At 45.6% G+C, this 24,793-nt stretch carries 17 protein-coding genes; 6 read left to right on the top strand and 11 right to left on the bottom strand.

The annotated features are described in order from the left end of the window. The first annotated feature begins 76 nt into the window (after positions 1 to 76). On the top strand, positions 77 to 964 hold the full coding sequence (locus tag F8L24_RS02545; protein ID WP_294951437.1) for an MBL fold metallo-hydrolase: 888 nt from the start codon (positions 77 to 79) through the stop codon (positions 962 to 964). A 53-nt stretch (positions 965 to 1,017) separates the two neighbouring features. Here the strand turns inward: F8L24_RS02545 and F8L24_RS02550 are convergent, their stop codons facing one another. After that, complete coding sequence (locus tag F8L24_RS02550) at positions 1,018 to 3,144, bottom strand: alpha/beta fold hydrolase (protein ID WP_294951439.1); 2,127 nt, start codon at positions 3,142 to 3,144, stop codon at positions 1,018 to 1,020. A 3-nt stretch (positions 3,145 to 3,147) separates the two neighbouring features. Next, positions 3,148 to 5,469, bottom strand: a complete 2,322-nt coding sequence (locus F8L24_RS02555; protein WP_294951442.1) for an acyl-CoA dehydrogenase — start codon at positions 5,467 to 5,469, stop codon at positions 3,148 to 3,150. Between the two features lie 159 nt (positions 5,470 to 5,628). Here F8L24_RS02555 and F8L24_RS02560 point away from each other — a divergent pair, with 159 nt between their 5' ends. After that, entirely contained in the window at positions 5,629 to 6,009 is a 381-nt protein-coding gene (locus F8L24_RS02560; protein WP_294951444.1) for a thioredoxin family protein, read from the top strand. Further along, entirely contained in the window at positions 6,006 to 6,494 is a 489-nt protein-coding gene (locus tag F8L24_RS02565) for a pentapeptide repeat-containing protein (RefSeq protein WP_294951446.1), read from the top strand. The genes F8L24_RS02560 and F8L24_RS02565 overlap by 4 nt, the downstream gene beginning before the upstream one ends. A 32-nt stretch (positions 6,495 to 6,526) precedes the next feature. Here the strand turns inward: F8L24_RS02565 and F8L24_RS02570 are convergent, their stop codons facing one another. The 6 genes from F8L24_RS02570 to F8L24_RS02595 all read right to left on the bottom strand — a co-directional run bounded on the left by F8L24_RS02570 (position 6,527) and on the right by F8L24_RS02595 (position 13,177). Then, positions 6,527 to 8,641, bottom strand: coding sequence for a 3-hydroxyacyl-CoA dehydrogenase NAD-binding domain-containing protein (locus F8L24_RS02570; RefSeq protein WP_294951448.1), 2,115 nt, complete (start codon positions 8,639 to 8,641; stop codon positions 6,527 to 6,529). Continuing rightward, positions 8,641 to 9,954 carry an acetyl-CoA C-acyltransferase gene (locus F8L24_RS02575; RefSeq protein ID WP_294951449.1) on the bottom strand — a complete coding sequence of 438 codons (1,314 nt, stop codon included), beginning with the start codon at positions 9,952 to 9,954 and terminating at the stop codon, positions 8,641 to 8,643. The genes F8L24_RS02570 and F8L24_RS02575 overlap by 1 nt, the downstream gene beginning before the upstream one ends. Beyond that, positions 9,951 to 11,699, bottom strand: a complete 1,749-nt coding sequence (locus tag F8L24_RS02580; RefSeq protein WP_294951450.1) for an AMP-dependent synthetase/ligase — start codon at positions 11,697 to 11,699, stop codon at positions 9,951 to 9,953. Before F8L24_RS02580 ends, F8L24_RS02575 begins: the two co-directional genes overlap by 4 nt. A gap of 76 nt (positions 11,700 to 11,775) precedes the next feature. Beyond that, positions 11,776 to 11,961: a hypothetical protein gene (locus F8L24_RS02585; RefSeq protein WP_294951452.1), complete on the bottom strand. Its 186-nt coding sequence runs from the start codon at positions 11,959 to 11,961 to the stop codon at positions 11,776 to 11,778. A gap of 3 nt (positions 11,962 to 11,964) precedes the next feature. Next, the gene (locus F8L24_RS02590; protein ID WP_294951453.1) at positions 11,965 to 12,159 is read right to left on the bottom strand and encodes a hypothetical protein; all 195 of its coding nucleotides are present in this window, start codon (positions 12,157 to 12,159) and stop codon (positions 11,965 to 11,967) included. 49 nt (positions 12,160 to 12,208) lie between these two features. Beyond that, complete coding sequence (locus tag F8L24_RS02595) at positions 12,209 to 13,177, bottom strand: 6-phosphofructokinase (RefSeq protein ID WP_294951454.1); 969 nt, start codon at positions 13,175 to 13,177, stop codon at positions 12,209 to 12,211. 97 nt (positions 13,178 to 13,274) lie between these two features. Between F8L24_RS02595 and F8L24_RS02600 the strand changes: the two genes are divergently transcribed. Then, on the top strand, positions 13,275 to 14,126 hold the full coding sequence (locus F8L24_RS02600; RefSeq protein ID WP_294951455.1) for a TIGR00730 family Rossman fold protein: 852 nt from the start codon (positions 13,275 to 13,277) through the stop codon (positions 14,124 to 14,126). Here the strand turns inward: F8L24_RS02600 and F8L24_RS02605 are convergent. Further along, entirely contained in the window at positions 14,123 to 16,885 is a 2,763-nt protein-coding gene (locus tag F8L24_RS02605; protein ID WP_294951457.1) for a M16 family metallopeptidase, read from the bottom strand. The genes F8L24_RS02600 and F8L24_RS02605 overlap by 4 nt on opposite strands. A gap of 114 nt (positions 16,886 to 16,999) precedes the next feature. On the opposite strand from F8L24_RS02605, the gene F8L24_RS02610 reads away from it, so the two are divergent. Both F8L24_RS02610 and F8L24_RS02615 read left to right on the top strand, forming a co-directional pair. Then, positions 17,000 to 19,636 (top strand): valine--tRNA ligase, encoded by a 2,637-nt coding sequence (locus F8L24_RS02610; protein ID WP_294951459.1) that lies wholly within the window; start codon positions 17,000 to 17,002, stop codon positions 19,634 to 19,636. Between the two features lies 1 nt (position 19,637). Further along, positions 19,638 to 20,222, top strand: a complete 585-nt coding sequence (locus tag F8L24_RS02615) for a tetratricopeptide repeat protein (RefSeq protein WP_294951460.1) — start codon at positions 19,638 to 19,640, stop codon at positions 20,220 to 20,222. Positions 20,223 to 20,256: 34 nt separating this feature from the next. Here the strand turns inward: F8L24_RS02615 and F8L24_RS02620 are convergent, their stop codons facing one another. Beyond that, on the bottom strand, positions 20,257 to 22,557 hold the full coding sequence (locus F8L24_RS02620) for a GGDEF and EAL domain-containing protein (RefSeq protein WP_294951462.1): 2,301 nt from the start codon (positions 22,555 to 22,557) through the stop codon (positions 20,257 to 20,259). 39 nt (positions 22,558 to 22,596) lie between these two features. Next, complete coding sequence (locus F8L24_RS02625) at positions 22,597 to 24,657, bottom strand: GGDEF domain-containing phosphodiesterase (RefSeq protein WP_294951464.1); 2,061 nt, start codon at positions 24,655 to 24,657, stop codon at positions 22,597 to 22,599. Positions 24,658 to 24,793: the final 136 nt, after the last annotated feature.

Below are 24,793 nucleotides of genomic sequence, written 5' to 3' on the forward strand. Positions count from 1 at the left end.
TCACCGGTTACACAGTGATTGCATAGTTTTATTATACGCTCTTTGTGTGTAGCTAATATGCACTCAAAGGATCAAAATGTTCAAACAGTTACTGCTCTTTCTGCTTTTGACTGTGGCCGGTTTCTCCGCCCATAGTGTTTTACTTCAGGTTCTGGGTTCCGGAGGACCCGAGATCGGGGACAAACGTGCTTCTTCCTCCTATATCGTCTGGATCGACGGAAGAAGCAGGATACTTGTTGATTTCGGCGGGGGTGCACTGCTGCGTTTTGAAGAATCAAATGCCCGGATAGAGGATATTGATATGATACTGCTGACGCACCTGCATATAGACCATACTTCAGATCTCCCTGCCTTGATGAAAGCATCATTCTTTACGGGAAGATCCCATGATATTCTGCTCTATGGCCCAGAGGGAAATAGAGTGATGCCCGGTACAAAAACATTCATAAAGAGACTCTTCGAAGACAAAAAGGGTGCCTGGCAGTATATGGGAGACTATCTGGATGGGAGGGCCTCCTTTCAGTTGAAAACCAAAAATGTGGACCGCAGCAGAAAAGTACAGACTCTTTACCGCAAAGGCGACATAACTATTCAGGCTGTGACGGTACACCACGGTCCCATTCCTGCCGTGGCATACCGGGTGAATGCAGGGAAAAAAAGTATTACTTTTACAGGAGATATGAATGGTGCCTACCATACAGTGGAAGCACTGGCCTACAGGACAGATCTGCTCGTTGCGCATAATGCTGTTCCAAAGGGAGCAAAAGGTACGGCAACCGTTCTTCATATGACCCCTGATAGTATAGGCAGGATAGCTGCAGAATCCAAGGCAGGGTCACTGGTACTTTCCCACAGAATGTTAAGAACACTGGGAAAAGAGAAGGAGACCAAAAGAGAGATACGGAAGTACTACATGGGTCCGATAGTGTTCGCCAATGATAAAAGTATATATACTGTAAAATAGGACTAAAGGCCTTGGAGAGGCATCCTCGAATCTGAGTATTGAGGGTGCGATACTCACTTCTCTTCAGAGTACTCCTCAATAAAGCTAAGGATTGCATCAAATATTTCCTGATGTCTTTCATCGGCTAAAACTGCATGATCCTTGCGTGGAAGGATCAGCAGCTTTTTTTCTTTTGATGTTATTGTGTCATAGATAAGTCTTGCACTTTTTCGTTTGACCACGGGATCTTCGTCTCCCTGTATAACAAGGACCGGATACTTAATGTTATATAATATCTTACTGGCTTTCCGCATAACTTTTTCAAGCTGTGAAACTGAAGCAAGGGGATGTCGAAGATAGTTTATTTCAGGCTGTTCCGTTGCGGTGTTGTCAATCCACTCCATGATACCTTTTGCATGCAGATATGTGATCATTTCATTAAAGAGACTGAGTGTAGGGACGACATAGCTCACGCGTAGATCATGCAGTTTCAGTGCCGAATTGATCACGATGACACCTTGGGCTTCGTATTTTGATGCATAAATGAGTGCCAGTAGCCCTCCGGTGGAAAAACCGCCTATAAAGACCCGTGAACAGAGCTGTTTCATTGCTGTCACTGCCCGTTCAAAGTCAGTCTCCCAGTCATGCATCGTTACATGCCTGAGTGCTTCAGGGTCGGTACCGTGGCCTCGCAGTCTGGGAACATATACATTGATCCCGTGGGCAAAAAGATATTGTGCAAGCGTTTCTATTTCGCGCGGTGCAGCAAGATAGCCGTGGGAAAAGACGATCCCCCGTTCATAACGGTGGTCATAGAGGATTACAGGTGCGCCTTTTTCATCCTTTTGGGGAGGATGGTTAAAATAATGCATATACTCCATTGTATAATCAGTCCACTCTTTCTCTTTCAAGTGATTGAAGTTGTCCTCTTTAAGCTCCTGTTCACTGTATTGGCTGTTCTTTTCGGCCATTTTTACGATCTCTGTCTGCCATTTGATCTCACGCAGTATAACATTGAGAGTGTTTTTTACACGTACTTGGTGAAAAGGATATTCTTTTTCAAGCAGACTTTTGTCAAACAGGTATTCCCCATCGCTGTCACGGTACAGGATATGCTGTTTGACTGCCAGGTCTATGGCAGAGATGAATGGTGCATACTTTTCATTTATGATCAGCCGGAACATTTCTCTGCTGATTTCACTGTGCAGTCTGTATCCCTGCATTTTTCTTAAGGAACGGGCATTTTTGTAAATCAGTGTTCTGAGGTATGATGGACATACTTTAAGGGTCGGCATCGTCACCAGGCTTAAAATAAAAATATGGTCGAAATTGATCTGAATATTCGTATAGACCGCTTTCATCATGGTATTGGTCAGTATTTTTCTCTGTGTATTGATCAGTCTGTCCGCTTCGGTGTTATTTTCGAGTACATTGCCTTTTGTCCTGAAATCATGCATATAAGGGTCTACATCAATCGGTTGGCCGAAATGGATATCTATCTGGGATCCAAGCAGGAGGTTGAACTCTATTTCCATCTCCTCGAAAATGCGCGTGTTTCGCTGATGAAGAACACTGTCAAGCCAGACAAGGAAACGGTTCTTCCCCGAGCGTATCGGATAATAGGTGATTGAAACAGGAACGATACAGACTTTCAGATTTGGGTCAAAATGCTCCAGGTCAAGACCCATGGAGGTGCAGAAACGTTTCCCCTCTGCATGTCCGAGTATTTTGGCCCTGAGCTGTGCTAGTCTCGTGCGCAGTGCTATGACAGCAGCACCTGTATGAACAGGACCCTCGTATTCCGGGGAGTGCATACAGAATTCTCCGTCATGAAAAGTGATCCGTTTGTTTTTGACCATATATCCTTCCGGATAAATGATCCAGTTCGCGCTGCCTTTCAGCAGATCTTCTACGATAATGCAGTCACGTGCTTTGTTCTTGTTCGATATGGTACCGACCCAGCGCAAAAAGCGTCCAAGAATACCTACAAAAACGGTATCATCCGCCAGGGAGCGCGAGGCAATACCGTATTTATGATACAAAATATAGGGAAGCAGAAAAGTTTCAAAACGTGTAAAGTGGTTCGCTACAAAAAGTACGGACTGTGTTGGTATCTTTTCTGCGGAGATTTTGATATGGGTTCCGGCAAGCCGGCTTATAATGCCTACAAGCATAGAACTGACCGTAAGGGAGAACCGCATTTGTCAGTCCTCTTTTTTTCGCATGTAAATATCGTGTTCAAAGGCATCTACTGCAATGATCTCTTTCTGCAAAGCCCTGGCTTCTCTAAGCCGATCTTTGTCACTTTCACTCAAAGGCATTCCCTTTTTCTCATTGAGCAGCAATATTTTAACTGCCTGCATTGCTATTGTGGCTTTACGGAGCAGCATAATACGCTCACTTTTGTAAATATTGGCACATATATGTTCTCTCAGGGCTTCCTCTTCACTCATCAAAATCGCGATCTTGTGCAAGTCTCTGTCTTTAATGGTCCTTCCCATAGGATTGATTCTTGAGCAGTATGCCAATATTCTGAAAGGAAATCCTGCAGCTCCGGGTATAAGGTTTTCAAAAATACCTCTAAAAGCAAAATCTATCTTTCCAAATGCTTCTTCTGCAGCCACTTCCAAAAAAACTTCATCGGCTTCTTGTCTGCCCTCTTCTTCAAATCGTTTCAATGCAGCAGTGATAAAATACATTTGTGCCAAAATATCGCCAAAACGTCCGGAAACAGATTCTCTGCGTTTTACAGAGGCACCCATCAATCCTAATGCAATATCTGCAAAAAAAGCAAACTTTGCCGATGCCCAGGCCAGTTTCTGCTCAAGCCGTCTTGCAGTACCCTGACTTTGGGCAAAATGCAGGTACCCCCGGCTAAAGCCCAGTACCAGAGTTCTTATTTTATTGTGTAGCACATGACCCATATGGGCAAAAAGCAGTGTATCAAAAGCGTTAACATCACCTTTTTTCAAAGCTTCGATCTCTGCATAGGCATACGGATGACATCGTATCATCCCCTGTCCGAACATCATAAGCGTACGAGTCATAATATTTGCACCCTCCACTGTAATAGCGACCGGTGCACCGAAATAAGCATGTGCAAGCAGGTTTCGGGGCCCTCGTGATATGGCTGCACCGCCCTGAATGTCCATTGCATCCATAATATTTTTACGAAACATCTCTGTACTCTGGTACTTCATGACAGCATTGGCTACTGCCGGTTTTTTTCCTTTGCTGATGGCTCCGAGTGTAAAGGTTTTTGCTGCATCAAGCATATAGGTACTGGCACCAAGTCTGCCCAGGACTTCTGCAATTCCTTCGAACTTCACGATACTGAGCCCGAACTGGTAACGCACTACAGCATAGGTTGAAGCAACATACGCAGCCAGTTTTGAACCGCCGGTGCTTGTCGATGGCAGGGAAATACCGCGTCCCACTGCCAAAGATTCCATCAGCATTTTCCACCCATTGCCAAGTCCGGATTTGCCACCAATAATATCGTTAATACCTATAATGACATCTTTCCCGACAAGCGGTGCATTGACAAACGGTACATTCAAAGGGTCGTGCCGTCTGCTCTGGTCAACCCCTTTTGTTTTGGCATCTACCAAAGCACAGGTAATACCCCACTCTTTTTCCCGGCCTAAAATACCTTCCGGGTCTTTCAGTACAAAGGCAAGACCGATTACTGTGGCAATGGAAGAAAGTGTAATGTAGCGTTTCTCAAAATTCAGCCGAATCTTTATCGTATTGTCTTTATCTTTGAACACAATGCCTTCAGACTGTATGGAGCCGGCATCTGATCCTGCTTCAGGTTCTGTCAGAGCAAAACAGGGAATATCTCTTCCGCTGGCCAGTCTTGGCAGGTAATAGACTTTCTGCTCTTCCAAACCGTAGTGTAAAATAAGTTCGGCAGGCCCGAGAGAGTTGGGAACCATTACTGTAATAGCAAGTACCTGAGAATGGGAAGCCAGTTTTTCAATGACACAGGAATGAGCATAGGCAGAAAAGCCCAGCCCACCGTATGCTTTTGGGATGATCATCCCAAAAAACTTTTTTTCTTTAAGGAATTTCCAGACTTCTTCGGGCAGCTTTCTTGACTCAAAGACTTTCCAGTCCGAAGTCATGGCACATACTTCGTTGACTTCATTTTCCATAAAAGCCTGCTCCTCTTCGGTCAGTTTTGGGTAAGGGTTGGCAAAAATCTTTTTAAAATCCGGATTCCCCGAAAAAAGCTCACCCTCCACCCAGACATCTCCCGCTCTCAATGCTGTTTTTTCCGTTTCTGAAATATTTGGCAGGAGTCCTTTCTTTTCTATGAAACTGAAAAGGTTTCGGGTAATGAATTTGACACGCAGGGTTTTGTTTAACAATACAAATGCCACAACAGCGGCGGGTATCCACCAGACCAGGGAAGCATCACAGACTGCCAGGAACAGAGCCAAAGCTGCAAACCAGGCCCACATTGGTGCGGCAAAGTAGCCTAAAAGTACGGAAACAAGTATAAGAGAGAAAATGAGTGCCATGAGAAACCTCCTGGAATAGTATGTATTGGTGTACTGAAAAGATAATAACGTTATGGGTGTGGATTGGGTGTGGAGTATTTCGAGATTTCGGTGTTATTGCCTTAATAATCTTTTTTGTATACTAAAGTATAATGATTACTGAAAGAGAGGGAATATATAATGAAACCAGTCATATTGATCATTGCTTGTACCATAACGTTGCTTGCCGGCGGGATTCAGTTTGAACATGACTTCAACAGTGCATTGCAAAAAGCAGAAAAACAGAACAAAGAAGTAATGATGATGTATTCTGCTCCCTGGTGTCCGGAATGCAATTACATGAAAGAAGTTGTATTTAAAAATAAAAATGTCCTTGCCTATATCCAAAAACATTTTATTGTGCTGTCACTTGATATCCAGAAAGACAAGCTGCCCAAAGGGTTTGATTTTATTGGCATTCCTACCTTTTTCTTTCTGGATAAAAAGGCAAAAGAGAAAGACAAGATCATTGGCGGAAGCAAGGCAGATGTGTTTTTGCAAAAGCTGAAGGCTGTAAAATGAAACCTATTATAATATCTATGCTGGTTTGCTCAACATTGCTTTTTGCCTTTAACCGCGATGACTTTAAGCATCTCAAAGAAGAGGGAGACTGTCCGAAATGTGATTTGAGTTATGCCGATTTAAGGGGAATTGACCTGAGCATGTCAGATTTCACCGATGCAAATTTAACCCATGCCAATCTTGGCAGTACTTTGGCGCATAAAGCAGATTTCACCCGTGCGGACCTGAATTATGCTGTATTTGCCAATGCAAACATAAAAGGAGCCTCTTTTGTCAGCGCAAGATTGAAAAGTGTCAATTTTTACGCGGCAAGGATATGGAAGGGGAACTTTTCCCATGCACGGATAGATCATTGTAACTTTAATGAATCGGCATTGGGTTCAGCCATATTTGATGACAATAATTTAACGAATTCAACTTTCAGCGGTGCTATTCTGTATAAGACTGTTTTTCATAAAAATGTGGTCGGGGTACCTGGCAAATAGACAACAGGCCTGCGACCCGATTTGATACAGGGTCACATGTTGCCATAAAAAGTCTGCTTCTTCTCAAGCATTTTCAGCAAAAGTCCTGAAACCCTGAAACGCTCTGAATAATGTGTTTCAAATTCGGAAAGACGCCTGACGACCTCTGCGACGCCTAGTGAGTCTGCATAGCGCAGCAGCCCTCCTCTGAAAGCAGGAAAACCGGTACCCATGACCATCGCCATGTCAAGGTAGCGTGCATTGGCAACCACTTTCTCTTCAAGACAGCGTGAAGCTTCATTGACCATAATGAGTATAGCTCTGTCAAGGATAGTCTGCTCATCCAATACTGTTTTGCCGCATTGCAGACTTTGTACCTCTGTATTGAAAGTCAGCTGCTTTCCCTGATGCAGATAAAATCCTTTGCCTGTCTTTTTGCCCAGCCAGTTCTTCTCTGTCATCTGTGCAAGAAGCGGTGAAGGTTTCATACGTTCTCCATAAGATTCAAAAAGAATATCTGATACTTTTTTCCCAATATCCAAGCCGACTTCATCTGCCAGTGTAAAAGGTCCCATTGGCATACCGAAGGCTTTTAGCACTTTATCAATATGCTCCACACTCTCACCTTCTTCGAACATTTTGGCCGCTTCGTTCAGATAAGGCAGAAGAGTACGGTTTACAAGGAAGCCTGCACACTCTTTTACTTTAATCGGTGTTTTGCCCAGTTTTTTTGTCAAACCAACCACAGTGGCAATGGTTTTGGCATTTGTTTTTGCACCGGCTATCACTTCGACCAGCGGCATTTTGGCAACAGGGTTGAAAAAATGCATCCCGACAAATCGTTCAGGGTGCACAGTGTCAGCAGCCAGGTCTGTAACGGATAATGATGAAGTATTGGTCGCTACGATGGCATCTTCAGCAAGATGTTCTTCGAGCTGTGTGTAAACAGCCTGTTTGATTTTCGGGTCTTCACTGACTGCTTCTATGACAAAGTCCGAACGTGAAAGTCCGTCCATTTCAGTGGTGCAGGTCACTCTGTCCATTTTCAGAGCGATCTCACGGTCAGTCAGCCGGCCTCTGCGTTTTACATTCTCAAAATCAGCCATTATTGCGGAGAATGCCCTGACGATACTCTTCATGTTGCGTGCCCCCAGCCTGACAGGAATGTCCCTGTTGGTTAGAGCCCAGGCGATACCTGCTCCCATGGTTCCAGTACCTATGACCACTGTTTCTTTGACTGCACGGGGCTTGGCACGGGAGAAGGTTTCTTTTTTTAAAACCTCGGAAGTGAAGAAAAGTTCTATGAGGTTTTTGGATATCTCACTCAGTGCCAGAGGGGCAAAGGTTTCCCTTTCCACTTTCAATCCCTCTTCCATTGGCATATTCAATGTTTTTTCAAGGACTTCTATAGCTTTTACAGGTGCAGGATAATGTCCTTCTGTTTTGGCTATGACCGAAGCTTTTGCCAGTTGTGCAATGATACTTTTGAGGGGAAAAATCTTTTCATACCATGTGACTCTCCGGCGGATCTTGGTGGTTCTGTCTGCCAGTGTACCGTCAAGGATATCTTGAATGAATTCCTCTTTTTTAAAACTGAGGTAACCGCTCGGTACGGAGGCATCAACAAGACCCAGTTTCAGTGCCTTGTCTCCTTTGAGACGTTTCGATGCCGTGATCAGTTCAATCGCTTTTTGATATCCTACCAGTTTTGGCAAACGCTGTGTCCCGCCCAGTCCGGGGATGATTCCCAGGCTGACTTCTACCAGTCCCAGACGGGTATGTTCATCATTGGTGGCCAAACGGTAGTCACAGGCCATTGCCAGCTCCAGTCCCCCTCCCAGACAGGCGCCGTCAATGACAGATACTGTGGCAAAAGGGAGATTTCCCAAAGTGCTAAGAACAGCCTGAGCGCGACTCAGCGTCTTCACGATCTCTTTTTCATCCTGAAAGGCTTTGATCTCTTTGATGTCCGCACCGGCAATGAAAATGCTTTTTTTGGCACTCTCTATGAAAAGTATTTTGACGGAGCTGTCTTTTTGCAAAATATCGAGGATCTGCTCCAGTTGATACAGGGCATCGAAACAGAGTATATTGACCGGTTTTTCGGGTGTGTCAAAAGTGAGTGTCACCACCCCTCTTTTATCTTTTGTTTGATTGAAATAGTTCATTACTCTACCTCCAGTAACAGTGCAGCACCCTGCCCGCCGCCGATGCAGAGTGTCGCCAAACCGCGTTGCCGACCCCGGTGTCTCAACTCATGCAGTATGGTCAATACCAGTCTGGTTCCCGTCATACCTACCGGGTGCCCAAGCGCTACGGCACCGCCGTTGACATTGAGAATAGACGGGTCTATAGCGCCTACAGCCTTTTTTGCTCCCAGATGTATTTGTGCAAACAGATCAGAAGCAAAAGCTTTTTCACAGGCTATCACTTGTGCGGCAAACGCTTCATTGATCTCAACGATCTCCATATCTTTCATACTGAAACCGGTTTTTTTAAAAAGTTTATGGGCGGCAAAAACCGGTCCGAGTCCCATCCGTTTGGGTTCAAGTCCCGCATAGGCATATTCTGTCAGATAGCCCAAAGGTTCCAACCCCCGCTTTTGGGCTTCGCTTTCGGACAGGAGAACCACACCTGCTGCTGCATCCGTGATCTGTGAAGAATTCCCTGCGGTGACCGTTCCGTTCTTCCTGTCAAAGAAAGGATGGAGCCTGGCTAGTTTTTCCATTGTCTGGTCTTCCCGTATGCCGTCATCAAAATCCAGATACTTTCCTGAAACTTCATCATAGACTAAAGTCATACTTTCCTGGGCAAAACGTCCGTTCTCTTTGGCTTTGGCTGCTTTTTGGTGACTCATGAAAGAAAAGAAATCCTGCTCTTCCCTGCTGATACCGAAATCCTGTGCCAGTACTTCTGCGGTACTCCCCATCAGCAAGCCGCTTACAGGGTCGGTCAAGCCGGACATCAATCCGATGATCGGTTTTAAAAATGCCGGTCTGAACCCTAAAAGTGTACGCACTTTGTCCAGTGCACTTTTGGAACGAGCCAGCTTTTCAAAAAGCAGGGTCATCTTCTCGTTGTACACCAGAGGAATATTGGACATGGACTCCACACCTCCGCAGACATAGACCTTGCCTTCACCGGCATAAATACGTGCTGCCGCTGTCGTGATGGATTCCATACCCGATGCGCAGTTTCTGTGTACAGTCAAAGCAGGTATTGATTCGGGAAAACCGGCACGCAGAGCAATAACACGTGCAATATTGGCTGCATGGATCGGCTGTGCCACATTGCCTATGATGACTTCATCTACTTCCTCAAAGCCGATGGAAGAGCGCATCATCAGTTCGCGAAAGAGTACGGCTCCAAGCTGATCTGCCTGCATACGGGCGAATTTTCCGCCTGCTTTTGCCATGGGTGTACGCAGTGCCGTCACGATAGCGATACGTTCTTTTTTATTTTTTATTTTTTTTCTATTCATAGGTGATCCTTGTACATTTCACGGATGAGCGCTTCGTAGCGCTGCATGAGATGCTCTTTTGCCAGTTTCATGGAAGGGGTAAGTTCTCCGGACTCGATAGTCGGTGTACGGTCGATAAAGCGAAAATCACGTATCTTTTCCCAATGGTTCAGTTTTCTGTTTATTTTTTCTATATATCGCTGTACCATCGTGCGGAACCTGTCAGACTTCAGTACGGATACCGGTGTGTGCTTATGCCTGTCTGCTACGCGTCCTATGAAATCCGGATCGACAAACAGAAGTGCCACTACAAATGGTTTTTGGTCACCTATCACCAAAGCATGTTCAAACCATCCATTTGCCAAAAGCAGCTGTTCAATATAGACGGCAGAAACAAACTCACCTGTGGATGTTTTGAGCAATTCCTTTTTTCGTCCACTGATCGTAATGAAGCCGTCTTCCTGAATAGAGGCAAGGTCACCTGTATGCAGCCATCCCTCACTGTCAATCACTTCAGCAGTTGCTTTTCTGTCATTGTGATATCCGCGCATAATATTGTCACCACGTGCCAGAAGTTCACCTTCTGCACTGATTTTTACTTCCACTCCCGGGAAGGCTTTCCCGCAAGTTCCTGTTTTATTGTTTTTGGGTGTATTGGCGCAGATAACAGGGCTTGATTCCGTCAGCCCGTATCCCTGATAGAGAGGAATACCTATGTTGAGGTAAAAACGGTAAAGTCTATCCGAGAGGGCGGCACCTCCACTGATCATCATTGATATCTCAGTTCCAAATGCCAGTTTGAGTTTTCGGTAGACCAGCCGTTCCAAAGTACTGTCCAAAAAATAAATAGTATCTTCAGGAGCTTTGGTTGTTGCCCTGTAAAAAGCGAAACGTACCAATATTTGTTTAAGTATGTTTCCTTCAAGTGCTTTATCTCTCATTTTGAAAAAAACTTTTTCAAGCAGACGGGGCACTGCGGTCATGACGGTAGGATTGATCTCTTTGAGCAATGCTGCGACATTTTTCACATCATCGGCAAAGTACACGCTTAACTCCTGTGAAAGATAGAAATGCATTACCATACGTTCAAAAATATGTGCCAGAGGCAGAACAGAAAGGGCAGTGTCCGATGTTCTGTCCAAATGGTAATTTTCTGCTGTTGCATGTATCTGCGAAATGAGATTTCGGTGTGTGAGTTCTACTCCTTTCGGGGTTCCAGATGTACCTGAAGTATAGATGATGGTCGCAAGGTCATCCTGGTCTATGCGGGATAAAAGTTGATCGAACAGGGTCGGATTTTTTTTGTCTATCCGCCTTCCCTCTTCTATCATGGTTCTCAGATGCATATAGCCGCTGCGTGTATTTTCCGTATAGATGATCTCGATGGAAGTATCATATTTTTCAATACGTACTGCAGCTTCGTCACTGTTTGCAAAAACAGTTTGAATATTGGCATCGAGCAATTCAAAAAAAAGGTTTCTGGAAGAAATGTTGGTAAAGAGCGGTACGCTTACTGCACCACAGAGCATCAGAGCATAATCGAGTACCAGCCAGTAGGATGATGGTGTAATGGCAATGGCAACCTGTTTTCCTTTCCATCCTTTGTGATGAAAAGCAACAGTGAGGGCGCGTACAAGAGAAAGAAAATCTGTTTTGTTGATGTCCACCCACTCCCCGGCATGACGGTGATGCAGGAAATCTTTTTTGGCAGGTGCAGATTCAAGATATCGGAAGAGTTCTCCGAAATGTCGGTATGCTATACTCATGATCGCGCTCCTTTAAGTGAAGGCTTGTTCTAGAAGTATAGATGATATCTGTGTATTGTATGTGCAGGGAGCGGGATCAGCTATGCGAGCGGAAGCGGCAGGTACCCAGTGTAATGGTCTTTCCTCTCTGTGTTTTGGACAGAATATACTGCAGTGTCGCTTCGGCATCGGTCTGGGGCATTTCTTCGAGAATGATACGAAGTGCCTCTTTGTCAGAAGTGGGCTGCCACTTCTTCTCGTAGGTATATTGGGTATAGAGCACTACTTAGACAAGTCCGAGTTCAGCAAAGATCGGCTCAACTTCCATCCACCAGTTCTCAAAGCGCAGAGCGATATCGTTGATGGCATCGTCCTCTTCTCTCCATTCTTTGAGCTTCTGGATGATCAAAGGTTTGTTCTCCTCTGTGATCTTGTCAGATTTTTCTACGGTTTCTATGGCTTTTTCTATTTTCTTTTTCATTTTTTATCCTTATTTTTGATTTATTATACCTAATTTCTGTGACATGGTATTATTTGGTATTGAACTCCATGCCGAGTTTGAGAAGATCTTCATTGATTCGGTAGGTTTTGAAGGCGACCTCTTCTATTTTTTTAAGCCGGAAGCCGTTGTCACTGTAGCAGACGACTGCACTTGCTTCTTTTCTGATGAGTGCATCGATGGCATGTGTCACAAAATGGAAGGCCATAAGGCGGTCATTGACTGTGGGCGTGCCACCGCGCTGGATATGCCCCAAAACAGTTACTCTTGACTCAACGCCCAATTCATTCTCAAACCACTGTGCTGTCTCTTCACTGTTTTTAAGTGCTTCGGAAACAACAGCGATAAAATATTCTCTGCCCTCCTCTTTCTGTTTCATCAGGTTGTCTCTGTAGAGTGACAGATCATATTTGATCTCGGGAATGAGACACATTTCTGCACCTGAAGTCAATGCGGAAACCAGGGCAAGATAGCCGCATTCACGGCCCATGACCTCAATGACAAAAGCACGTCCGAACGATGATGCTGTATCCCGGATGGCATCGATGGCATACCGTATGGTGTTGAGTGCCGTATCGACCCCGAGGCAGTATTCGGTTCCTGCGATGTCATTGTCTATGGTAGAAGGAATCCCCATGATATGCAGTGCTTCATATTCATCTGAAAGTTTCTGCATACCCTTGAACGATCCATCACCGCCGAGAATGACCAGGCCCGTGATCTCCCGGGCTTTCAGGTTTTCTATAGCGATTCTGCGGTAACGTGCTTCCATAAAGCGTTTGGATCTTGAAGTACGGATTTTCGTGCCCCCGATAGAAATGATACCGGAAACATCACTGTATCCGGCCGGATAAATCTTGTTGTCTATCAAGCCTTCGTAGCCATTATAGATCATGTAGGGTGTCAGGCTGTTTGTCAGTGCATATTCGACAAAACGTTTCAGGGCAGCGTTCATTCCCGAAACATCACCGCCCGAACAGAGTATGGCTATATTTTTCATATTTTATTTCTCGTTTTTGAATTATATTACCGTATTAAAATCTTGAATTCGGCAATAGATAGCGAAATTATAACATGAATAACTGTATAATAATCGCATGAAAAAAAATAATACAACAGCAAAAACAGACAAACAGACCTCTGTCCAGAAATATACAAAAGAAGATAAGCAGTTCCTTTATTCCGACGATGCGCGCGGTATCAGGCTGCAGCTTGACTACCTGAAGGCTGAGACCAGTCTTAAAAAACACGGTGTAGATCATACGATCGTTGTGTTTGGCAGTGCAAGAGTAACAGAGTTTGCCGAAGCGCTCAAAAAGCTTGAAAAGATCAAACAGAAATTTGAAGCCAAGCCGGATTCCGATACACTGCTCCAGCAGTTGAGAGGGGCAGAAAGGATCGTAGAAAAAAGCCGTTACTACGAAGAAGCCCGCGAATTTGGAAAACTGGTCGGTCAAAGCGGAAAAGGTCCGGATGACTGCAGTGTCACACTCATGACTGGCGGCGGTCCCGGCATTATGGAAGCTGCCAACCGAGGCGCCTATGAAGTGGGTGCAAAATCGATCGGACTCAATATTGAACTTCCCCGCGAACAGCATCCAAACCCGTACATCACACCGGAACTGAGTTTTCAGTTCCGCTATTTTGCCATACGCAAACTGCATTTTATGCAGCGTGCCAAGGCATTGGTGGTTTTTCCGGGAGGCTTTGGGACACTTGATGAGCTTTTTGACCTGCTTACACTTATTCAAACCGGGAAAAGCCCTGCGATTCCCGTAGTATTGGTCTGCCGTTCCTACTGGAGCCGCATTATTGACTTTGAATATCTGTATGAAGAAGGTGTGATCGCGAAAGAAGACCTTGATATCTTTGAATATGCAGAAGATGCCAGGGAAGCATGGGAAGCCATACTTCGATGGCACAAAAAAAAGAAAACACCGCTTTTCTAAGATTTCTTTTTCTCCGGCAGCCGTTCGGTGACAAGCAGATCGCTCCCAAAAAGTGTTTTTGCCGCCGCTTTTATTTCCCCGACTGTCAGTGTATGTATCGCTTCGGGCATTTTCAGGTAAGTTTCTATGGGTGTATCGAACCTGGCACTCAGCATCATCATACCGCTCCAGAAACGATTCTCTTTTTGCATCAGTTTATACTGTACGGCAAACTCTGTTTTGTAGTTTTTAAGTTCCTGTGCCGTCGGTCCGTGTGCAATAAAGCCGGCAATACTTTTTCTAACCGCTTTTATCAGTTCATCCCTGCGTGCCGGATCTGCGGCAAAACCGACAGTACATACCGTTTTGTTATGAAGTTCACGGATCATCCGGCACTGTACCCCGATGCCGTAGGTACCCGAACGTGCTTCGCGTATGAGGTTGCGCAGCCTAACCGTCAAAATGTTCTGTACCGCATCCATTATGGCGGCGTTGCGTATGGAGTACGGCAGGCTTGACTGGTATTGCAGTGCAATGTTCGCAATATTTGTTGTGTTGAAGCGTTTCACAAAATACTGTTCGCCTTTTCGGTGAGGGTACGGTGTACTGTCGTACTTTTCATTTTTTGTTCTTGTGGGCAGATTGCCCAGATATGTAGAGATGAGTTTTTCTACTTGCTTTGGTGTGGTATCTCCCACAATAATGAAATGGAAATGGTTCATATCTCCGAACTTTTTTTTGAAAAGTGCAAGCATCTCTTTGGGGTCAAGTTTCTCAATGCTTTGTTTGGTATCGAACTGAATACGCGGATTGTCCCTGTAATAGAACTTCTTGGCACCTTTTTCAAACCGATAGGCAGGGTCTCTGTCACTATGGGCCTGATCCGTCAGCAGGATATTTCTCTCCTGGTTGGCTATAGCAGGGTCGATCTTCGGTGCAGTGATTTGCATATAAAGCAGCTGAAAAAGCGAGGCAAGGTCTTCCGTGCTGCTGCCTGCATCTATCACTTCCCCGAAACGGGAGACAGAAAAGATGAAACTGAGCTGTTTTCCGGCCATCAGCTCTTTAAGCTCGTAGCTCTTGAGATCTCCCGGAGCGGAAGGTACTACCCAGTCAGCTGCTTTTATAGCAGCATCAAGCGATTTGGTAGGTACTGTTGAAAAACCGCCCGGACTGACAGCACTGACGAGTACTTCGTTCTTTCTGAAGTCAGTCGGTTTGAACGAAACTGTAACATTGTTCTCCAAACGGTAAAAATAGATACCTGTTTTTTGATCAAAATGTTTTTCGATGATCTTTACCGGTGTAAGCGGATGTTTCAGCAGCGTGAGTGTATGGCTTTTCTGTATTTTCGGTTTTTTCGCCTCCTTTTTCGCCTGCGCCATTAGGTGAAGAACACGCTTGTGCGGGAGTTTGTTTTTTGATGTGCCGACAAAGATGATGACCCTGTCTTTGATACCCAGTATTTTCCTGAACCGCTTGTTTACCTCTTCCAGTGTAATGGAATGCAGCAGCTTTTTGGAAAGCGTATAATCATATGCTTCATCTACGAAAACCCCTCCGCTGCCGATGTTTCTGACGATCTGCGAAGCAAAAGCGGCCGACTTGGTATTGTTCGACTCCCTGTAACTGTTTTCATTGCGTGCCAAAAGATGTGTACGGACGGTTTCAAAGTCTTTTTGTGCAAAGCCGTATTTGCCGAAACGCCACATCAGCCGGTAGAGCTGTTCAAAAGCGGCTGCACGGTTTGCTTCTTTATAGTAGGCGGAAAAACGGTACATGCGCTTTACAGGCGTCAACGATGAAATGTCAAAATGCAGAGAAAGTGCCTTGCTTTCGGGTTTGAGTACTTCTTTTTGCGCATTGAGATTAAAAAGCAGGCTTGTCATCCAGACAACGAGATCATCCCTCTTCTCTTCTTCGGTAACAGTGCCCGGTTTGCGTTCGAGATAGTCTATCTCCGCACTGTTGCTGTGGAGTTCTTTGTCTGTCAGCGAAATGATACGTGTTTTGTTCTGTGGGGGAACAAGCCTTGAAACCGGCTCGATCTGTACACTGTTCTTCAGTCCGCCAAACGTTTCTTTGATCTTTTTTTTCATCTCTTTGACATCGATATCCCCTACGACAACAAGGTGCATCAGTTCAGGACGGTACCACTTTTTATAAAAATCAACGGCACGCTGTACAGGGGCATGTTTAATGACCTGTTCTTTGCCTATGACCATACGGTCATTATATTTGGTACCGTCAAAAAAAAGCGGAGAATACTGCCGGTAGAGACGGTATGACGGTGTGTTGCGCAAACGCTTCTCTTCCAGTATTACGCCGCGTTCTTTGTTGAACTCCTCGGGGTTGAAACGCAGTCCGCCTGCCCAGTCCTGAAGTACGGTCAGTGCCTTGTCCACATTGTCCCCTCCGATGGGTACGGAAAGCTTGTAGAGTGTCCGTCCGTATCCGGTGTTGGCATTGAGATCGCCACCGAACGTCAAACCGATCGATTCGAGATAAGAAACGAGTTCATTTTTTTTAAAATGTTTCGTACCGTTGAAGGCCATGTGCTCGATGAAATGTGCCAGGCCGCGCTGATCTTCCTCTTCTTCGAGTGAACCGGCTTTGACATAGAGGCGGAACTCCACTTTGTCTTTGGGTTTTTCATTATGCATGATGCTGTAGCTGAAACCATTGGGCAGCATCCCTTCGACAAGACGTGCATCGCTGGGGAGTGTTTTGGCAGAAAGCAGTACAGAAAGCAGACTTAAAAGCAGCAGATATCGTTTCACTAAGATCCTTTTTAAAAAAGCTGATACCCTCTGCCATAAAAGAAAAAGCACCATTTGGGTATAATCGCGGCATTATTATAGTGCGAAAAGATAAACGCAGCAAGAAGGACAGAGATGAGCGACACATCGGAAAAAAAAGTTTACAATCCAAAAGAGATCGAAGAACGTTATTACCGGGTCTGGGAAGATCGCGGCTATTTTGAAATAGACGGCAATAAAGACATACAGGAAGCGGAAAAGAATTTCTGCATCATGATGCCGCCGCCCAATGTTACCGGGCATCTTCATATCGGTCACGGGCTGACATTCACCCTTCAGGATATTATCGTACGCTACAAGAGAATGGACGGGTTCAAGACACTTTGGCAGCCCGGAACAGACCATGCGGGTATCGCCACGCAGAATGTCGTTGAGAAACAGCTTCTGGCGGAAGGAACTACCAAGGAAGAGATAGGCCGGGAAGCCTTCCTCAAAAGAGCCTGGCAACAGAAGGACAGTTCTGGGAACGCCATCACCAGGCAGCTCAGGAAACTCGGTGTATCGCCTGCCTGGAGCCGTGAACGCTTCACCATGGACGAAGGCTTGGCCAATGCGGTCAAAAAGTCCTTCAAACAGATGTACGACAACGGCGACATCGTCCGCGGGAACTACATGATCAATTGGTGTACCCACGACGGTGCCCTCTCCGACATCGAAGTGGAGCACGAAGACCATATGGGTCATCTCTACCATCTCAGGTACCCGCTTACGGACGGTTCCGGTGTTGTTATCGTTGCGACCACACGTCCCGAAACCTACTTTGGGGATACGGCCGTGATGGTACACCCGGACGACGAACGCTACAAGGACCTCATAGGCAAGACCGTTACCCTTCCCCTGATCGGAAGAGAAGTGAAGATCATCGCCGACGAACATGTCGATATGGAGTTCGGTACCGGTGTCGTCAAGGTCACTCCGGCGCACGACCCGAACGACTACGAGGTCGGGAAACGCCATAATCTCGACTTTATTACGATCTTCGATGAAAAAGGTATTCTCAATGAAGAGTGCGGCGAGTTTGCCGGTATGGAACGCCTTGAGGCCAGAGAGCCCATTATGGCGAAACTCGAAGAAGAGGGTTTTGTGGAGAAGGTGGAAGAACATGCGCACCAGGTCGGACACTGCTACCGCTGCAAGAACATCGTAGAACCCTACATTTCCAAACAGTGGTTCGTGAAAAAAGAGTTCGCCAAAGCGTCCATCGAGAAGGTTAACAACGGGGAAGCGGAATTCTTCCCGGCACACTGGATCAATTCCTACAATGCATGGATGAGCGAGCTGAGGGACTGGTGTATCTCGCGTCAGCTCTGGTGGGGCCACCAGATACCGGTCATGTACTGTGACGACTGTGGCGCAGAGTTCGCGTTCGACGGCGAGACACCGACCCAGTGTATCAAGTGCGGTTCGATGAATATACACCAGGATGAGGATGTACTGGATACCTGGTTCTCCTCGGGTCTCTGGCCTTTCTCCACGCTTGGTTGGGGTAACGGGGATGCTTTCAGGAACGAAAAGTGGTTCGAAGAGGACATGAAAGAGTTCTACCCGAACCAGCTGCTGATCACCGGCTTCGACATCCTCTTCTTCTGGGTCGCCAGAATGCTGATGATGGGAGAGAACATTACCGGAAAACTGCCCTTCAAGGATATTTACCTGCATGCACTGGTCAAGGATGAAAAAGGCGAGAAGATGAGCAAGTCCAAAGGGAACGTCATCGACCCGCTTGTCATGATAGAGAAGTACTCTACCGATGCGCTCCGTTTCACGCTTGCCGTACTTGCTGTTCAGGGACGCGATATCAAACTGAGTGAAGAGAAGCTCGAGCAGAGCCGCAACTTCACCAACAAGCTCTTCAATGCGACGAACTACCTGCAGCTCAACCAGGATACTTTCGAAGACCTGGACCAGGGGAAGATAGAGACTCCGCTCGGCCGCTATATGCTCTCGCGTTTCAACCTGGCGGTCAAAGAGACAAGGGATTACATAAACCAGTACCGTTTCAACGATGCGGCAACGACGCTCTACCGCTTTATGTGGGGTGAGTTCTGCGACTGGGGTATCGAGCTGAGCAAAGCGAGCAAGGAGAGTGTACCTGAACTGGGAAGCATCTTCAAAGAGTCGCTCAAACTCCTCCATCCCTTCATGCCGTTCATTACGGAGAACCTGTACCAGAGACTCTCGGGGACCGAGCTTGAGGAGAGTACTTCCATCATGGTCATGTCCTATCCGAAAGTGACAGAGATCGACGAAGAGATCGCCGAGCAGTTCAATCTTGCCATTGAAGCGATCGTTTCGGTGAGACGATGTAAAACGCTCATTGAAAAAGGGAACCAGAAGATCGAGAAGGCCTCCATCAAGTTCAACAAAGAGGCGGAAACTGCCCTGCTCAAACCTTTCATAGAAAAGCTCGGAAAGGTCGAAGAGATCTCTTTTGTCAATGAAAAGCTGCCCAACTGCGTCACGGACGTTTCCGACAGCCTTGAAACGATGATCTCCACGGAAAATATCGATATGTCCGCCATCATCGGGAAACTTTCCAAGCAGAAAGAGAAGCTTGAAAAAGAGATACAGAAACTCAGCGGCATGCTGAACAATGAAAAATTCGTCGCCAATGCGCCTGAACAGGTCATTGCAGAGAATAGAAAAGCCCTTGAGGAAGCCCAGAGCAAAATTGCGAAGGTCAATGCGGAGCTTGAAGGGTTCGGTGCCTGAGATGACTGCACAAGTACAGGAAGCATTCAACGCACTGACAGCCAAAGCGTATGACAAAGCCTTTGCACTCTACACCGATCTGGCGGCTCAGAAAGAGCCGACCGCGTTCTACTACCTCGGTTTCCTCTACTTCAGAGGTTTCGGTGTGGAGCAGGACTCGAAAAAAGCCTTTGAGAACTACCTGGAAGCCGCCACGAGAGAGGTGCCTGTGGCACAGTTCGAAGCGGCACTGATGCTCGAGGAAGGGGAAGGCTGCGAGCAGAACTTCTCCGAAGCAGCGTTCTGGTACGAAGAGGCGGCAAAGAGAGGCAATGTCGATGCCTTCAACAACCTTGCGGCCATGTTCAAAGAGGGACGCGGCGTGGAGCAGGACTACAAAAAAGCCTTCATTCTCTTCAAAAAAGCGGCCATGGCAGGCAATGCTTCTGCGCAGTTCAACCTCGGCGCGCTTTACGACATGGGACTGGGATGCGAAGAAGACAAGGAAAAAGCCATCGAGTGGTGCAGAAAAGCCTCTTTCCAGGGCCACCAGAAAGCCAAAGAGATCATGATGCGTATGCAGAATGACGGACAGATCGTCTTTTAAATTCTTCTGTAAAATACGAGTTGTATGCGCATTCTCAGGCAGAGAGGAATTTCTTTTTGAACAGAGGAATTGAAAGCGGTCTGCTGATCAGATATCCCTGGTAATACAGTGTATTATCGATATTTTTGATGATCTCTTTTTGCTCCGGAGTCTCTATGCCTTCCACGACAATACTGTAGTTAAACTGTTTTGCAATCTCCACGATCGTGCGGATAAGTATTTCGTTGTCAACATTGTTTTCAAGGTCAAAAATAAATTCTCTGTCTATTTTCAGCACAGAAAACGAAAATTTTTTCAGGTAGGAAAGGGATGAATATCCGGTTCCGAAATCATCAATAATACATTTTATACCCCGATCCTGAAGCTCATGGATCACCTGCTGTGTCAGCTCGAAATTGTTTATCAGTGATGTTTCCGTAATCTCAACCTTAATATCCTGTGTATCGACATTATAGATGTCAAGCTGTGTAAAAAACTTTTCGATAAAATCATTTTTGATCAACTGTTTGGCATTGAGATTGATAGAAATATAGTGCAGTTCCCACAGTCCCTGTGCTTTCCATTCCGTGATGGTCTGACAGACTTTCTCCAAGACCCACCACCCTATTTCCGTGATCACACCGAGTTCAATCGCCAACGGAATAAAATCAGCCGGTTCCAAAAGTCCTTTTACCGGATGATCCCAGCGTATCAAGGCTTCGACCGCATATAACGCATCATCTTCAATAGATACAATGGGCTGAAGATAGAGTTCGAACAGATTATCTTCCAATGCATAGATAAGATCCTGCTGCAGAGCAAAGGTCGCTTTGCGTTCCTCATCCAGCTTGTTATTGTAGAATGATATTTGGTCCTGGCCGTGCTTTTTCGCCTGATACATTGAAATATCCGCATGCCTTACGATCTCGTCTATATTGTTGAAATTGGGCTCGATGATCACAATACCGATACTGGTCTTGATATAAAGACGCACACCGTCAATAATAAAAGCTTCTTCGAACGAACGGTGTATTTTATCGGTATAGGCTTCAGCATTGAGATGTGCCGCATAAAAACTCTCTGCTACAAAAGGAACAACGATGACAAACTCATCTCCGCCCAGGCGCGTTAAATTGTGCTCTTCCTCCACGATCGATTTCAGACGCAGCGCAACTTCCTGCAGCAGTTTGTCCCCAAATGTATGTCCAAGGGAATCGTTGATATATTTAAAGCGGTTCAGGTCCAGGTAAAAAAGAAGTGAGTAGCTATGTCTATGTTTTTCGTTTTCCAGCAGTTTTTCGGTAAACGTTCTGAATCCGCGTCTGTTGGAAAGTTGGGTCAGTGCATCATGGGAAGCAAGATATTTGAGTTTTTCCACTGCTTCATGCTCTTTGGTCTTGTTTTCAAGCAGGGCAATCCCCCCGATCACTTCATTGCGCCCATTATGAATGGGAAATGTTTTCGCTTCTATCCAGTATTCCAGTCCTTTTGTAGACAAATAGGCCCCTACATAGGTCTGTACCCCGTCTTTGAGTGCCGCACGGATAACTTTCAGGGGGCTCTGGTCGGGAAGCAGTGTAAGGTTCATTCCGATGACTTTTTTCTTGTCAAGATGGAAAAGCTCCAAAAATGCTTTGTTGCATTCTGTAATGTTCAGGTTGATATCATAGGAAAAAATACTGATAGGTGCCTGTGTATAGAAGTACTCCATAGCTTCTCTGTGTTTCAGCAGCTGTGTCTGGGCAGCCATCGTTTCCTGTTGCTTTGCCGCCAGTTCCGCATTCTGTTTGTGCACATTGAAAGCAATGACAACCTGAGTAAAAAAATAGAGAATCAGCATGGCTGCGAGCAGGATATGCAGTTCTCCTCCCAGTATAAAGAGTGAAAAGATCAACGGTAGGATAATGATCGTGACATATCCCAGCATGATCCGGACATCCGGGTAGAGAGAACTTACGGCCCCGGCAGAAAGTCCTAACAGCGAAGCCACGATAAACAGCCTTTGAACATCATTGACCCAATAGATCAGTACGGCACCCAGTACAGTAATGCCCAGTGCCGACATAAAGTTAAAAAACAGAAATATTCTATACCATTTTTCAGTGCTGTATCGGCTTTCGTATCGTTTGAAATACAGTGCCAGTCCCAGCCTTGTCAGGGTAATCAGAACAATGATGCTCCCCCATACAATGATCGTCGTATGCAAGGCAGGATAAAGATAATAGCTCACAAACAGAACAAATCCGACCATGGCTATGAGACTCCGCTGTGATAAAGAGTAGAGTCTGCTTACCATTCTCCGGTCTGTTGTTCTGACAGCATAAAGAAGATTAAGTGTATTTATCAAATAATTCATAATTATAGTATACTCAAAAATATATTAGTACTATTCTGTTTAAAACTGTTTCTGAAGAAAATGGTGCATCTTTTCCTGAGATAACGGTTTACTGTAGTAAAAACCCTGAATTTTGGTACAGCCGTTCTCGACCAAAAACGCTTTTTGCTCTTCTGTTTCTACCCCTTCGGCAATAATTTCAAGTTTCAGGCTGCCTGCTAAGGCAATGATCGCTTTGACAATGGCCATGTCTTCTTCATCAAAAGGAATATCTTTAATAAATGATCTGTCGATCTTCAAAAGGTTGATGGGCAAACGCTTTAAGAGTGAGAGTGAAGAATATCCCGTACCAAAATCGTCAATGGAGATACCGATACCCATATCATGCACTTTCTGGAGTTTGGCAATTGTTTCTTTATGGTCTTTCATCACCTGCCCTTCGGGAATTTCAAGTTCAAGCCAGTGAGGTTGGAATTCAAAAGCGTTGAGGCAATGTTCAATCTCCTGTAGAAAATGATGTCCCTCCAGCTGCTTGATAGAGAGGTTCAGGGCAAGCATATCGGGAATGAGACCCTCTTTATGCCAGAGCGATACCTGCTGCATGGCTGTTTTCATGACCCATCGGTCGATGTCGACGATCAAACCCGTCTCTTCTGCCAGGGGGATGAACTGATCGGGAAGTATCAGCCCTCTGCTTGGATGCTGCCACCTCACCAGGGCTTCCAGGCCGATGGTATGACCTGTCAGGGCATCAACCTGCGGCTGATAGTAAAGGACGAATTCTTCCTTCTCTATTGCCTCTTTCAAACTGGTTTTCATTTCCATGCGCTCAATAGCGTAGGCAGTCATTGCCGCAGCGTAGAACTGGAACATATTGCGTCCGTTTGCTTTTGCTCTGTACATCGCTGTATCCGCGTACTTCAAAAGGTCCTCTGCATCTGCAGCATCTTCAGGGTAGAGACTGATGCCTATACTGCCTGAGATGTAAAGTGTATATTCATCGATATACATAGGCTTTTGCAAAACAGCCAGGATTTTTTCTGCAAGATAAGAGGCATCTGCAGGATGATGAAGGTCTTCCATAATGACAGTGAATTCATCTCCGCTCAGGCGGGCAAGTGTATCTTCCTGACGGAGCATGCTTCCGATACGCTTTGCTGTGATCCGCAGAACCCTGTCACCTATGCTGTGCCCCAGTGAATCATTGATATGTTTGAATCTGTCAAGGTCAATGAAGAAAAGGGCAAAGCCCGAACCGAGACGTTTGGTTTTGCGTATGCTCTGTTCGAGCCGGTCAAAGAAAAGCACTCTGTTGGGTAAGCCTGTCAGTGCATCATGGTGTGCCTGATAGAAAAGGATTCTTTTTTGCTCTACCAGTCGTTCTTCCGCTTCTTTTCTGTCAGTGATATCGTGGGCATAACTTACTATGCCAATGCGTTTCCCCTCATTGTCTTTGAGGGGAGAGAGTACGAGCTCAACAAACAGGGGTTCACCCGACCTTTTTTTGAGTTGTATCTCGGTTTTGTACTCTCCATATTGTTCCAAGGCAGCAATACTTTTAGTTTGAAGAGAGCATTTTTCTTCAAGGCAGAGTAAAGAGAAATGTCTGCCGATCATTTCGTCGGCACTATAGCCGAAAAGCATTTCAGAACCCTTGTTCCAACTGGTAATATTGCCTTGTTTATCCAGGGAAATGACAGAATCATGAATTTGCTCAATGATCTGTGCATAATGGGAGTATTTAAACTGCAGCTCTTTTTCTTTCGTGATATCAGTTTGTGTTCCGATCATCCGAACGGCATGGCCCTCTGCATCATAAATAATCTGTGCTCTGCCAAAGATACATATCCAGTGTCCGTGCCTGTGCCGGATCCGGTAGCTGTGTTCAAAGGTTTTCAAATGTTTGTGTCTGTGCTGCAGGAAAGAGCGAAAATTTTTTTTCACATCTTCCGGGTGTGCCAGTTCTTTCCACGTTTCTATCGAAGTGGGAAGCTCACTGTCGCTGTATCCCAGCATCTTTTTCCCGTTTGGAGAGATATAGAGAGTTTTATTCACCATATCCCAGTCGAGTATCGCTGTTTTGCCTCCGTCAAGTGCAAGCGTCAACCGTTCTGTACTCATATTAAACTCCCCCTCCTGCTCTATTTCTATTATTTTTTACTGTCAAATATACTTTCTTATCTATTTTTATGATAGTACAATTTGAAGATTAAATCAAGAAATACACTGTGTGCCGGGACAAACCAGGATGATATTG

The sequence above is a fragment of the Sulfurovum sp. genome (assembly GCF_015493435.1).
Lineage (GTDB): Bacteria > Campylobacterota > Campylobacteria > Campylobacterales > Sulfurovaceae > Sulfurovum.

Bases quoted from the DNA above. Each gene is read 5' to 3' on its own strand.
- F8L24_RS02545 (WP_294951437.1), top strand. From the start codon at position 77: ATGTTCAAACAGTTACTGCTCTTTCTGCTTTTGACTGTGGCCGGTTTC.
- F8L24_RS02550 (WP_294951439.1), bottom strand. From the start codon at position 3,144: ATGCGGTTCTCCCTTACGGTCAGTTCTATGCTTGTAGGCATTATAAGC.
- F8L24_RS02555 (WP_294951442.1), bottom strand. From the start codon at position 5,469: ATGGCACTCATTTTCTCTCTTATACTTGTTTCCGTACTTTTAGGCTAC.
- F8L24_RS02560 (WP_294951444.1), top strand. From the start codon at position 5,629: ATGAAACCAGTCATATTGATCATTGCTTGTACCATAACGTTGCTTGCC.
- F8L24_RS02565 (WP_294951446.1), top strand. From the start codon at position 6,006: ATGAAACCTATTATAATATCTATGCTGGTTTGCTCAACATTGCTTTTT.
- F8L24_RS02570 (WP_294951448.1), bottom strand. From the start codon at position 8,641: ATGAACTATTTCAATCAAACAAAAGATAAAAGAGGGGTGGTGACACTC.
- F8L24_RS02575 (WP_294951449.1), bottom strand. From the start codon at position 9,954: ATGAATAGAAAAAAAATAAAAAATAAAAAAGAACGTATCGCTATCGTG.
- F8L24_RS02580 (WP_294951450.1), bottom strand. From the start codon at position 11,699: ATGAGTATAGCATACCGACATTTCGGAGAACTCTTCCGATATCTTGAA.
- F8L24_RS02590 (WP_294951453.1), bottom strand. From the start codon at position 12,159: ATGAAAAAGAAAATAGAAAAAGCCATAGAAACCGTAGAAAAATCTGAC.
- F8L24_RS02595 (WP_294951454.1), bottom strand. From the start codon at position 13,177: ATGAAAAATATAGCCATACTCTGTTCGGGCGGTGATGTTTCGGGAATG.
- F8L24_RS02600 (WP_294951455.1), top strand. From the start codon at position 13,275: ATGAAAAAAAATAATACAACAGCAAAAACAGACAAACAGACCTCTGTC.
- F8L24_RS02610 (WP_294951459.1), top strand. From the start codon at position 17,000: ATGAGCGACACATCGGAAAAAAAAGTTTACAATCCAAAAGAGATCGAA.
- F8L24_RS02615 (WP_294951460.1), top strand. From the start codon at position 19,638: ATGACTGCACAAGTACAGGAAGCATTCAACGCACTGACAGCCAAAGCG.
- F8L24_RS02620 (WP_294951462.1), bottom strand. From the start codon at position 22,557: ATGAATTATTTGATAAATACACTTAATCTTCTTTATGCTGTCAGAACA.
- F8L24_RS02625 (WP_294951464.1), bottom strand. From the start codon at position 24,657: ATGAGTACAGAACGGTTGACGCTTGCACTTGACGGAGGCAAAACAGCG.